The sequence below is a fragment of the Terrabacter sp. Soil810 genome, assembly GCF_001429645.1.
Classification (GTDB): domain Bacteria; phylum Actinomycetota; class Actinomycetes; order Actinomycetales; family Dermatophilaceae; genus Terrabacter.
In genome coordinates this window covers 1,753,285-1,765,092 of the sequence record NZ_LMSW01000011.1, presented here as the reverse complement: position 1 = coordinate 1,765,092, position 11,808 = coordinate 1,753,285, and the positions used below count along the sequence as shown (strand labels likewise).

General features: G+C 70.4%; 12 protein-coding genes and 2 pseudogenes. 8 read left to right on the top strand and 6 right to left on the bottom strand.

The window, feature by feature from the left end; genetic code table 11:
* Positions 1-27: 27 nt before the first annotated feature.
* The 3 genes and pseudogenes from ASG96_RS14110 to ASG96_RS14100 all read left to right on the top strand — a co-directional run bounded on the left by ASG96_RS14110 (position 28) and on the right by ASG96_RS14100 (position 2,406).
* Positions 28-402, top strand: a complete 375-nt coding sequence (locus ASG96_RS14110) for an MmcQ/YjbR family DNA-binding protein (protein WP_235506629.1) — start codon at positions 28-30, stop codon at positions 400-402.
* 222 nt (positions 403-624) lie between these two features.
* Positions 625-1,713: pseudogene (locus ASG96_RS14105) on the top strand (TerC family protein); the annotation flags it as partial.
* 174 nt (positions 1,714-1,887) lie between these two features.
* A complete protein-coding gene (locus ASG96_RS14100) occupies positions 1,888-2,406 on the top strand; it encodes a GNAT family N-acetyltransferase (protein ID WP_057588256.1) in 519 nt (172 codons plus the stop codon).
* A 62-nt stretch (positions 2,407-2,468) separates the two neighbouring features.
* Here ASG96_RS14100 and ASG96_RS14095 read toward each other — a convergent pair whose 3' ends face one another.
* Complete coding sequence (locus tag ASG96_RS14095; RefSeq protein WP_056757212.1) at positions 2,469-2,900, bottom strand: DUF1801 domain-containing protein; 432 nt, start codon at positions 2,898-2,900, stop codon at positions 2,469-2,471.
* A gap of 159 nt (positions 2,901-3,059) precedes the next feature.
* Here ASG96_RS14095 and ASG96_RS14090 point away from each other — a divergent pair, with 159 nt between their 5' ends.
* The 3 genes from ASG96_RS14090 to ASG96_RS14080 are packed head-to-tail and all read left to right on the top strand — an operon-like array spanning position 3,060 to position 4,662.
* Positions 3,060-3,341 carry a hypothetical protein gene (locus ASG96_RS14090; RefSeq protein ID WP_200962685.1) on the top strand — a complete coding sequence of 94 codons (282 nt, stop codon included), beginning with the start codon at positions 3,060-3,062 and terminating at the stop codon, positions 3,339-3,341.
* 11 nt (positions 3,342-3,352) lie between these two features.
* A complete protein-coding gene (locus tag ASG96_RS14085) occupies positions 3,353-4,060 on the top strand; it encodes a VOC family protein (RefSeq protein ID WP_057588255.1) in 708 nt (235 codons plus the stop codon).
* A 44-nt stretch (positions 4,061-4,104) separates the two neighbouring features.
* Positions 4,105-4,662, top strand: coding sequence for a DUF664 domain-containing protein (locus ASG96_RS14080; RefSeq protein WP_056757207.1), 558 nt, complete (start codon positions 4,105-4,107; stop codon positions 4,660-4,662).
* 137 nt (positions 4,663-4,799) lie between these two features.
* On the opposite strand, the gene ASG96_RS14075 is transcribed toward ASG96_RS14080, so the two are convergent.
* From ASG96_RS14075 to ASG96_RS14060, 4 genes and pseudogenes are all read right to left on the bottom strand, one after another.
* Complete coding sequence (locus ASG96_RS14075; RefSeq protein ID WP_057588254.1) at positions 4,800-5,450, bottom strand: VOC family protein; 651 nt, start codon at positions 5,448-5,450, stop codon at positions 4,800-4,802.
* A 140-nt stretch (positions 5,451-5,590) separates the two neighbouring features.
* Positions 5,591-6,580: an aldo/keto reductase gene (locus ASG96_RS14070; RefSeq protein WP_057588253.1), complete on the bottom strand. Its 990-nt coding sequence runs from the start codon at positions 6,578-6,580 to the stop codon at positions 5,591-5,593.
* A 43-nt stretch (positions 6,581-6,623) separates the two neighbouring features.
* The gene (locus ASG96_RS14065) at positions 6,624-7,379 is read right to left on the bottom strand and encodes an SDR family oxidoreductase (protein ID WP_057588252.1); all 756 of its coding nucleotides are present in this window, start codon (positions 7,377-7,379) and stop codon (positions 6,624-6,626) included.
* A 42-nt stretch (positions 7,380-7,421) separates the two neighbouring features.
* Positions 7,422-8,299 (bottom strand): annotated as a pseudogene (locus ASG96_RS14060) (aldo/keto reductase).
* Positions 8,300-8,451: 152 nt separating this feature from the next.
* On the opposite strand from ASG96_RS14060, the gene ASG96_RS14055 reads away from it, so the two are divergent.
* Positions 8,452-9,327, top strand: a complete 876-nt coding sequence (locus ASG96_RS14055) for a helix-turn-helix transcriptional regulator (protein WP_057588251.1) — start codon at positions 8,452-8,454, stop codon at positions 9,325-9,327.
* A gap of 99 nt (positions 9,328-9,426) precedes the next feature.
* On the top strand, positions 9,427-10,350 hold the full coding sequence (locus tag ASG96_RS14050; protein WP_057588250.1) for a phosphotransferase family protein: 924 nt from the start codon (positions 9,427-9,429) through the stop codon (positions 10,348-10,350).
* Between the two features lie 78 nt (positions 10,351-10,428).
* Here ASG96_RS14050 and ASG96_RS14045 read toward each other — a convergent pair whose 3' ends face one another.
* Entirely contained in the window at positions 10,429-11,802 is a 1,374-nt protein-coding gene (locus ASG96_RS14045) for an MFS transporter (protein WP_056757190.1), read from the bottom strand.
* Positions 11,803-11,808: the final 6 nt, after the last annotated feature.

The window sequence follows — 11,808 nt, the reverse complement described above, 5'->3', positions numbered from 1 at the left end:
ACCCGGTGAGGACGCGGTGAGGACGTCGTGACGGCGAAGGGCTCGGGGCGCGGTGGCGTGGCTGCCCGCCTTCGCGCTGCCGCGCTGGCGCTGCCCGGTGCGTGGGAGGACTCGCCGTGGGACGGCGACACCGTCGCCAAGGTGGGCGACAAGATCTTCGTCTTCCTCGGACCCGAGTCGGTGGGGGTCAAGTGTGCCCGGAGCCGCACGGAGGCAGACGAGTGGCTGCACCGCTACCCCGACGACGCGAGCGTCATGGCCTACATCGGCCGTCACGGCTGGAACACCCTGCGCACGACCGGGGCCATCGAGCCGGACGAGCTGCTCGAGGCGATCGAGACCTCCTACGAGATCGTCGTGTCCGGGTTGCCCCGGGGCAAGCGACCCGGGACGGCCGGCTGAGCGCGGCGCGACCGGCCGACGTCGTGCTCACGGGGCGGGACCGATTTGAGGCGCGCCGCTCGGAGTGAAAGACTCAGGCGTTCACGGAGGGGAGTATCCCCGACACGACGGGCTCGTCATCACGGAGTGGGTCTCACCGCCGCTCCCGGTCCCGTCGGTCCGGCACCACGCCGGGCGGGAGAGACCTCCGGTTACTGATCTGGTGACCGGAAGGTTGTGCCCATGAACGTTCCCGTGTGGGGTTGGTTCCTCACCATCGGTCTGATGACCGTGTTCCTCGCCGTCGACGTCTTCGTCATCGCACGGCGGCCCCACGTCCCGTCGATGGCCGAGGCCGGGAGGCACCTGGCCTTCTTCGTCGGCCTCGCCGTGCTCTTCGGACTCTTCATCTGGTTCGAGTGGGGCGGGCAGTATGCCGGTGAGTTCTACGCCGGGTGGCTCACCGAGTACTCGTTGTCCGTCGACAACCTCTTTGTCTTCCTGCTCATCATGGGCAGCTTCAAGGTGCCGAAGAAGCTCCAGCAGTCGGCCCTCATGGTCGGCATCGTCATCGCGATCATCCTGCGCGGCATCTTCATCGGGCTCGGCGCGGTCGTCATCAACGCCTACGCGTGGGTCTTCTACATCTTCGGCGCCTTCCTCGTCTACACGGCGATCAAGCTCGCGACGGGTGGCGAGAGCGACGACGACCAGTACCACGAGAACCGTTTCCTGCTCTGGGTCGAGAAGCGCTTCCCGGCGACGAAGGAGTGGCACGGCACGAGCCTGACGGTGATCGAGAACGGCAAGCGCCTGATCACGCCGATGCTCATCGTCATCCTCGCCCTGGGCACGACCGACCTGCTCTTCGCGCTCGACTCGATCCCGGCGATCTACGGCCTGACCAACGAGCCGTACCTCGTCCTGACGGCCAACATCTTCGCCCTCATGGGACTTCGTCAGCTCTACTTCCTCATCGGCGGCCTGCTCAAGAAGCTCGTCTACCTCAGCATCGGCCTCGCGGTCCTGCTCGCGTTCATCGGCGTCAAGCTCTTCATGCACGCGATGCACGAGAACAACCTGCCGTTCATCAACGGCGGCCAGCCGATCGAGGGCGTCCCCGACATCCCGATCATCGTCTCGCTCGGTGCGATCGTCCTCATCCTCGGCGTCACCACCGTCGCGAGCCTCTGGAAGTCCAGCCGAGACGCGAAGCTCGAGGCCGCGGGCGGCGCAGCCGACACCACGGGCACAGATGTCGCGCCGGACGCGTCTGCCGAGTCCGACGCCTCGACCGACGCCGCCGAGCACGACGGCGTCACCGAGCACGAANGCGTCACCGAGCACGACGGCGTCACCGAGCACGACGGCGTCACCGAGCACGACGGCGTCACCGCGCCCCCCGTCTCGCGCGACCAGCACTGAGGGCGTATGCCGTCACGAGCCGCCCGCCGACCGCCCGGTCGGTGGGCGGCTCGCTTTCCCGCCGATCGCTAGGTTGCGTCCATGCGAACCATCACGTCACAGCGACTGACTCTCAGGCCGTGGGACGCTGACGACACCGATTTCCTCCTCGACCTCGAGGGCCGATGGGAGGTCGTGCGCTACCTGGGAGCCGACCCCACACCCATGACCTCCCGCGACGAGGCGCTCGCCTCCGTCGAACGCCGCCGGGCCGTCAGCGAGCACCCCATCCACGGCATCTGGATCATCACCGACCACGCCGGCGCACGGCTCGGGAACCTCCTGCTCAAGCCCATCCCGCTGTCGGCAGGCGAAGGGCCATCGGACCCGGCCGAGGTGGAGATCGGGTGGCACGTGCACCCCGACGCCTGGGGCCACGGCTACGCGACCGAGGCCGCCGTCGCTGCGTCGGCCGACGCCTTCGCACGCGGGCAGAGCCGAGTCATCGCTGTCACCCACCCCGACAACCACGCTTCCCAGGCCGTCTGCCGGCGCCTCGGCATGCGCCACGTGGGCCTGACGACCCGGTACATGGACACCTCCTGCGAGCTGTCGAGCTGACCCACGAGCGCTGAGCGCCACGGCCGCACGCGTCGGGTGCTGCGACCCGTGCCGAGCTGCGCTCAACCGGTCTGGTCGACGGTCATGCCGTGGCGGATCGCCGCCTGAAGAGCCTCGGCGTCGATGACTGCAAGGCGTCTGAACTTGATGCAGTAGCCCGTGACGCTGGCCTTGCCGATCGAGTCGCCAAAGGTGCGCGCCAGGTAGCCCTGGTCCGCGAGGCCGAGGACATAGACGGAGATGCCCGTCGTGTTGGCGCTCAGGCCGACGCGATAGAACTCTCGCGACGACCCGTCGGCGTAGGTGAGGGTGCGCACGCCGTAGCCGACGTTGGGGTTGGCCACGACCTTGCCGCGCTCGTCCGTGCCGTCGGTGAACCACAGCCTGCACCCCGGAAACTCCGCCAGCATCCGCGCATGCAGCAGTCGCAGGTCGGTCTGCTTGGGCTCTGGCTGACCGGCGAGGTAGGCCTCGACGAGCTCAGGGATCTCCATCTCGGCCAGATGCTAGCAACGTGGAGATGGTGCCGAACAGGGGCGAGCGGTCCTGGAGCGACGAGGGGTTGCGGCCGCGCCGTTGGCGTCGACGCCGACCCGCCTCACGTCTGGCACCAGGAAGTCACCGGTCCCGGCCTGGCGGACGGCCACGACGGGGTGGTCAACGACTACTTCCTCGTCCGCGCCACGCGCTTCGATCCCCGTGGCGCCCTGTCCGATGACGAGCTCGCCGCCGAGCACATCAGCGCGATGCGATGGTGGCGGCACGCAGACATCGCCGCATACGGCGGAACCGACCTGTTCTCCCCCCGCGACATCGCGACACCGCTGGCGGCGCTGATCGCCGGTGACGTCCCGGGCACGCCGGTGCTTGCTCGGCCTGTGATCTTTCTGGATCGTGGGTCCGCTGGCTTCGGCGCCCCGGGTGATTCCGGATAGGGTCCCCGAGCATGGACATGCTCAAGGGCGACGAGATCGCCGAGGCCAGGCTGGCCGACTGGCGCAAGCTGGCCCAAGGACTGCATGCGCGCTACCTGGTCGACGACTTCGGCACCGGCGCACGGTTCGTCGTCGCCGTTGGGGAAGCGGGTGACGGGCTCGGGCACCATCCGAGCGTGTCGATCGGCACCGGGTACGTCGACCTCAAGCTGGTCAGCGCCGACGCCATCTACCGCGACGACGAAGGCGCCGAGCACGTCGTCGAATGGGTGACCCAGCAGGACGTCGAGCTTGCCCGACGGATCACCGAGATCGCCGCCGAGCACAAGGTCGACGCCGACCCGGCCTCGGTCAGCGTCCTCGAGCTCGGCCTCGACACGGCGCGCTCCGCCACCATCGCCCCGGTGTGGGCCGCCCTGCTGACCGGGAGCGCCGAGGCCCGGGGCCACGGGTCCCCGAGCGACGAGATCCGGGACGCCACCGGGCGGGTGCCGAACCTGTGGTTCGGTGACCCCGACGAGCACGAGGCCCTGCGTCAGCGGTTCCACGTCGAGGTCTACGTCGCGCCCGAGGTGGCCGAGAAACGAGTCGCCGCCGCCGTCGCGGCGGGTGAGACTGTCGTCGATGACAGCGACGCACCGTCGCTCACCGTCATCGCCGACCAGGACGGCAACACGGGAGTCCTCTGCGTGGCCGAGTCCCCAGCGAAGAAGGACTGAACCGCGCCCTCGCGCGACCTGCGGCGGCGTCTAGCCTCGGCAGCGTGAGCAATGGCGAGGCGGCGAGCGCGAGTCCTTCTGAGCCGACGAAGAGCGGACCGCCTGGTGGGCAACGGTGGGCGGACTACCTCGCGTGGGTCCGCGAGGAGGTCATCGCCTCGGTCCTGTCGCTGTCCGCGCAGGAGCAGCGCACCTCACGCGTGGCGAGCGGCTGGACGCCGATCGAGCTGCTCAGTCACGTGCTGCACATGGAGCGGCGGTGGTTCGTGTGGGGGTTCCTCGGCGAGGACGTCCAACAGCCCTGGGGCGACTGGAACCTGCCCGAGCCGTGGACCGCGGACGACAGCGACGAGACCAAGGTCGCCGCGCGCTGGCGCGTAGCCGACGACGTGACCGCGGAAGACCTGGCGGACCGGCTTCGGGCGCTCGGCCGGCGGACCAGCGCCATCATCCGGGACCACCCGTTGGACGAGCGCGCAGCCGCGGGAGGGCGCTTCGGGCAGGATCCGCCGACGCTCGAGTGGATCTGCTTCCACGTACTCGTCGAGTACTCCCGGCACGCAGGCCATGTCGACATCGCGGCCGAGCTCGCGGGCGAGTGACCCAACCGGAAGCAGGCGCGTGGAAGCCTGGTGCGAGCGGGGGGGTGGCACTCACGGTGCCGCGCGGTGAGGACGGGCACGCCCGACCATGGGTCGAACGTGTCATCGCCTCCGATCAAGCCGCGGTCAGGCCGCAGTCACGGCAGGTCGGGCCAGGCCGCGATGTCGACGAGGTTCCCTGACGGGTCGGCCAACGTGATCCAGTGCGGGGCGTGCGAGTCGTCCGCGACGCGACCACCCGCCCTCAGGGCGGCGTCGATGCGCCGGGCAGCCTCGTCGGCCGACACGCTGACGTCGAGGTGGATGCGTGCCGGTGCGTCCCGGCCGTCGTTCACGGCCTGGTTCCACACGCCCGGAGCGCGGCCGAGGGGGTCGACGAGGTCGGCGTCGCCAACCTGGTCGTATCCCGTGACGGCCTGCCAGAACGGAATGGCGTCCATCCCGCCGTCCACCGCGATCTGCATCGCCTGCAGGTGCTCGACGTCCGCGGGCAGGCCGAGCTCCTCCGCGATCTCGGAGACCGAAGCCGCCAGACCAGCGGCCGCCTCGGGCAGGCCACCGGCGTCGAACGAGGACGCCAGCCGCACCGTGACGCCGGTCGCCCGCAGCTCCAGATCGGGCCCGTAGCCCCCCGGCTCCAGATCCACCACCCGCCCGGCGAACTCGACTCGTCTCCGCGCGTCGGGACACACGTAGTGCGCCAACGCACCCTCGAAGGTCAGCCGCCAGTCATCGCTGGACGCGACCGCGTAGAACTCGTCCGCCCCGATGGCCATGCTGCCTCCCACGACTCGAAACCTGCCCGCCAACCTACCCACACGGGCTCAGGTGACGAGGGCGAGCCGCAGGCCGTCACGACGTGCGCGCCGGTGACCCGTTCGCCGCCCTTCTCGCAGGGTGGCGAGACGGTCGACGCCCCGAGGCGCGGTCAGCGGTCGATCATCCGTTGCATGGCTTCGGGATATCGGTCTCCCTGGACCTGGACGGTCGCTGACGCGCGGTCGAGCTCAGCGAGGTCCGACGCGGTGAGCTCGAGGTCGGCGGACGCCAGGTTCTCGTCGAGCCGCTCGAGGCGTCGCGTCCCGGGGATCGGCGTGATCCACGGTCGCTGCGCAAGGAGCCACGCGAGGGCGATCTGCCCGACCGTCGCGCTCCTGCGTTCGGCGACCGTCCTGACGAGGTCGACGAGGGCGAGGTTGGCCTGCAGCGCCTCTGGCTCGAAGCGTGGGAGCGTCGCGCGGATGTCCCCCTCGCCGAACTCGGTCGCAGCGGTGACCTGACCGGTGAGGAAGCCGCGTCCGAGGGGGCTGAAGGGGACGAAGCCGATGCCGAGCTCGTCCAAGGCAGGCAGGATCGCGTCCTCGGGCTCGCGCCAGAAGAGCGAGTACTCACTCTCCAGCGCCGTGACGGGTTGCACGGCGTGGGCGCGCCGGATCGTCTGGACACCCGCCTCGGACAGGCCGAAGTGGTGCACCTTGCCGGCCTCGATGAGCTCCTTGACGGCTCCGGCGACCTCTTCGATGGGGACCTCCGGGTCGACCCGGTGCTGGTAGAGCAGGTCGATCGCGTCGGTGCGCAGGCGCCGCAGGGAGCCGTCGACGGTGGTGCGGATGTGGTCGGGCCTGCTGGTCACGCCGGTCTGCCTGCCGTTCTCGTCGAACGCGAACCCGAACTTGGTGGCGATGATGACGTCATTGCGCACCGGTTGGAGCGCCTCGCCGACGAGCTCCTCGTTGTGGAACGGACCGTAGACCTCGGCCGTGTCGAAGAGGGTGACGCCGCGGTCGACCGCGGCACGGAGGAACGTGATCATCTCGTCCCGTGGCGGTCGCGGACCGAATGACTGGCTCATGCCCATGCACCCGAGACCGAGTGCGGAGACCTCGAGGCCTCGGGTGCCGAGAGTGCGTGTCTGCATGTGGTTCTCCTTGGTCGGGTCAGGCGTGTGGGGTCGTCGGCCTTCAGAGCTGGCCGGCGGGTCGTACGAGGATCTCGTTGATGGCGAGGCGCCGCGGCCGGCTGAGAGCGAAGGCGATGACCTCCGCGATGTCCTCGGCCGTGACCTCGGCCTGGTCGTAGAGCCTGCCGACCCCCTCGCGGGTCTCCGCGTGCGTGATGTGCGTGGGCAGCTCGGTGGCGACGACGCCGGGCTCGATGAGCGTGACGCGCACGTCGGGCAGCAGCTCCTGGCGGAGGGACTCGGACCACCCGTTGAGGCCCCACTTCGTGGCTGCGTAGACGCCGTTGCCGGCGCGGGCGGTGCGTCCGGCGACGGAGGAGATGTTGATGATGTCGCCGCCCGCACTGCTCGAGCCGGCGGTCGTGAGCTGGTCGAGGAACACCTCGGTGGCGGTGATGGCGCCGAGCAGGTTGACCTCGACCATCTGGCGGTAGTCGTCGCGCTGGTCGGCGCTGAACGGGCCGAGCAGCATGACCCCGGCGTTGTTGACGAGCACGGCTGCGCCGCCGAGCTCGTCCTGCACCCGGTCCGCTGCTGCGAGCAGGCTGGCGCGATCGGTCACGTCGGCCTGGATGGCGAGGGCGGCGGAGCCGAGCTCGCGGGCGAGGGCGTCGATCCGGTCGGTGCGCCGGGCCAGCAGGGCAACGCGGTAGCCGGCCGCGGCGAGGGTGCGCGCGGTGGCGGCGCCGATGCCGGAGGAGGCGCCGGTGACGACGGCGACCCTGCCGGTCTCGGTGGACTGGGGTGTCGTGGTCATGCGTGGTGCTCTCTCGTTCGTGGTCGGAGGAGGGCCGGGGGCTCAGGTCTCGGGGATGGGGCGCCCGAAGGACTCCAGGGTGATGTCGGCCGGTTCGGGGCCGCCCCGCTGACCGGTGTCGAGGGCGTCGATGGCCGCGAGCTCGTCGGGGGTCAGGTCGAAGTCGAAGACGTCGAAGTTCTCCGCGATCCGCTGGGGCTTGGTGGACTTGGGAATGGCGGAGCGGCCCTGCTGCAGGTGCCATCGCAGCATCACCTGGGCGGGCGTCTTGTCGTGCGCTTCGGCGATGACGCCGATGACCGGGTCCTGGAGGGTGCTGCCGTGCTTGCCGTCGCGGTAGAACGTGATGCCACCGATGGGGGACCACGCCTGCGTGAGGATCCGTGCTGCGCGCCGAGCTCCTGGACCGGTTTCTGCTGGAAGTAGGGGTGCAGCTCGATCTGGTTGACCGCGGGCACGACCGTCGCCTTCTCGAGAAGGGCGGTGAGGTGCTCGACCATGAAGTTGCTGACGCCAATGGCGCGCACCTTGCCGTCCGCGAGGAGCGTCTCCAACGCCCGGTACGCCTCGAGCGTCTGGTCGAATGCCGAGGGGAGGGCCTGGTGCAGGATGAGCAGGTCGATCTGCTCGACGCCCAGCTTGCCGGCGCTCTTGTCGAAGCCGTGCAGGGTCTCGTCGTAGCCGTAGTCGCTGATCCAGATCTTCGTCTCGATGACGATGTCGTCGCGGGGCACACCGGAGCTGCGGACGGCGTCGCCGACCTCGCGCTCGTTGCCGTAGGCGGCGGCAGTGTCGATGTGGCGGTAGCCCGTCTCCAGCGCAGCCGCGACGGCGGCACGGGTCTCGTCCGGAGGGGTCTGGAAGACCCCCAGCCCGATGGCGGGCATCTCGACCTGGTTGTTCAGCTGCAGAGTGGTCATGTGACCGACCGTAGGCGTGGGGCTCTGCGCGAGGGAGGGGCTGGTGTTACCCCTCTCGTCGCGCTGGTGCGCGGTTTCCCGCTCCGAGCACTGCCCGTCACAGGTAACGCCAGACCCTCCTCGGGCGCGGGCCGGCACCGTACGGTCGAGGCATGGACAACAGGGCCGAAGTGCGCGACTTCCTGACCTCACGCCGGGCGCGTCTCACCCCCGACCAGGCCGGCCTGACGCTCTACGGGAGCAACCGTCGGGTCAAGGGCCTGCGACGCGAGGAGGTCGCCATGCTCGCCGACGTCAGCACCGACTACTACACGCGGCTCGAGCGGGGCAACCTCTCCGGGGTGTCCGAGTCGGTCCTGGAGGCCGTGGCGGCAGCGCTCAAGCTCGACGAGTCCGAGCGCGTGCATCTGTTCGACCTCGCACGGGCGGCCAACAGCGGCAGCCGGCGCCGTCGCCCCACCACCAAGCAGCAGCTGCGGCCGGGCGTCCAGCGCATCCTCGACTCGCTCTCGGCGCCGGCGTACGTCCGCAACAACCGCCTCGACCTGCTCGGTGTCAACCAGTTCGGACGAGCCCTGCTGTCCGACCTCTATACCGCCGACGCCACGCACCCCAACCTCGCGCGCTACCTGTTCCTCGACGACCGCTCACGGGACTTCTACGCCGACTGGTCGGCGGTCGCCAAGGACGTCGTCGCCTCCCTGCGGCTGCAGGCGGGCCACAACCCGTATGACCGCGGGCTGACGGACCTCGTCGGTGAGCTCTCCACTCGCAGTGAGGAGTTCCGCACCTGGTGGGCCAGCCACACCGTCCGGCTCCACCGCACGTCGACGAAACGGATGCACCACCCGATCGTCGGAGACCTGGAGCTCACCGGTGAGGCGCTGGAGCTGCCCGGCGACGACGGCCTCACGATCATCACCTACACCGTGGAACCCGGCACGGCCTCTGCCGAAGCCCTGCAGTTCCTCATCAGCTGGGCCACGAGCCAGGACGCTCCGCACCGCACACCCGAGAGGACGGAGTGACCCGGCCCAGCCCACCGGCCGCAGTCGGCATGCTGACGGGCGTGTCGTCCACTGGAGCCTCCGGGGAGTCCTGGACCGACGCCGTCGGAAGGACGCCGGATGACCCAACGTCTCGATCCGCGCGAGATGGCTGAGTCGATCGTCGAGACCGAGCTGGGGCGCCCCGCAGGGCCGCTGATCCCCGTCGAGAGCCAGTCGAGGCGGGTGTTCGTCGGACGGGACGTCGTCGTGAAGCTGGCGGAGCACTCGCGGCTGGACCGGGAGATCCGTCTGGCCGGCCATCTGTCTCCGGGCCTCACCCCCCAGCTGCTCGCCGGCGGAGCCCGCTCGTTCGACGGACGTTCCGTCCAGTTCGCCTGCTACCGCCGAGCGCCGGGTGTCACCCCCGGTGCGGGACTGCCGGGCGTCGACGTCGCGACCGCTCGGTCACTGGCCGAGCAAGCCATGGAGCGGCTCGCTGTCCTGCACCGTTGGCGACCTCCCGATGACGTGGCCGAGATCCTGCGGCAGCCACTCGACCACGGTGGTTTCACGACGCGAGACGAGCTCCTCGGTCTGGTCGAGCAGCTCGTCGCGGCCGATCGCCACCGCGTCGTCGACCGGGCACTCGTCCACGGACTCGTGTCGGTCGCCGAAGGGGCGCCTCGAGCAGCTCGCACCGATGTGCCCGTGCACGCCGACTGCTACTGGGAGAACTGGCTCGCCAGCGACGGCGACCTCACCGCCCTGCTCGACTTCGAGTGGGCGAGGTTCGGCGACCCGCTGGACGACTACTTCTTCCTCGTCTCGTTCAGCGGCGAGCACGAGGCGGCCGTCATGGACGTGGTCGCCGAGGCGGCTGGAATCTCGGGTTCAGCTCTCCGGAGGGAGTGCGAGGTCCGGCAGGCGACCTTCCTCGTCTCCGACATCCTGCTCGCCCTCACCGGCGACGAGTCGAACCTCCCCGGGCAGCTGCTCACGCGGAGGCTGGCCAGCCTCGAACAGCTCGTCACGGGTCGGCGCTGGCACCCGTCAGTCCCATGACGACGGCCCGTCCTGCTGCCCCACGGGCGTGCGCTTCGCGGGTCTGCAGCCCTCGGACCAACACGGCAGGACGGGGTGTCAGCGGACGCGGTGGGCGACCACCCAGCCGAGCAGGGCGGGGACGGCCATGACCGCGAAGACGGCGGCATACGCGTTCGGTACGGCTGATCCTGCCCCGGCGAAGACGATGGCCGACACGGCGATCGCGGTCGCGGCGCCCGACGAGTCGCCGATCTGCAGGGCCGAGCTGACGAAGCCCTGCTCGGTGGCTCCGGCCCGTGAGAGCGCCTGGGCGGTGACGCGAGGGTAGAGCGTCCCGATCCCGAGGCCCACGACGGGGAAGAGCGCGATGACGACCCACGTGGGTGCGGCGAGCGCCACCGCGGCGGCGAGCGCCACCAGCGTCAGCGCGATCGCGGCGAGCGAGAACGCCGCCGTGCGACCGATCTCGAAGTGGCGGTCCCACCGCCCCTGGACCCACGAGCCGGCGAACCAGGTGACACCGGTGACCGTGAGGGCGACCCCGGCGAGGCTAGGACTCAGCCCGTCGCGTTCGGTGAGCAGGCGTGGCAGATAGACCTCGGCACCGCTGAAGGCCGCGAAGGCGAGCGCGCGCAGCGCGATGTCGGTCGGCAGCCCACGCGCGGCCCGCAACGTACCGCGCGGTGTGAGCGGCAGCAGGGTGAGGCCCACGACGACGAGGGCGAGCACCGCGAGGGTGACGCCGAGGGGGTCGAGCCGGTCGGCGACCGCGTTGAGGCCGAGGACGGCGAGGGCCAGCACGACGGACGCGACGATCGACCGCCACCGCCACGGCACGTCGACGAGGTCCTGCCGCAGCCCGGTGATGATGCGGCCGAGCAGCACGGCCGCGACGACGAGGACGACGAGCGCCAGCCCGAAGACCCAGCGCCATCCGATCGTCTGGGTGATGAGGCCGGCGACGAACGGTCCCGCGATCGACGGCACGACCCACGCTGCCGAGAAGCCGGCGAGGATCGCCGTGTGCAGGCGCTGCGGGTAGACGCGGGTCACGAGGACGTAGAGCGCGGTGCTCGTCATGCCCGCGCCGAGGCCCTGTACGACGCGCGCCGCGACGAGGACGCCCATCGATGGCGCGAGTCCCGCGACCACGAGGCCGGTGGCGAAGAGCACGAGTCCGAGGAGCAGGGGAGGCCGTGGTCCACGGCGGTCGGCGAGGTTGCCGGACCAGACGATGCTGACGATCCCCGACGCGAGCGTCGCCGTGAAGGCCATCGCGTAGAGCGAGGCGCCGTCGAGGTCGCGGGCGATCGTCGGCATGACCGTCGTCAGCGCGAGCGCCTCGAAGGCGTGCAGGGACACGAGGGCGATCACGCCGATGGTCGTGGCCCGCAGCGCCGGGGCCAGGATGCCGCCCCCCGCGTCGGGGACGGTCGCGCCGGCGTCAGGACGCATCGTGCTCGAGGTCATCCGGCG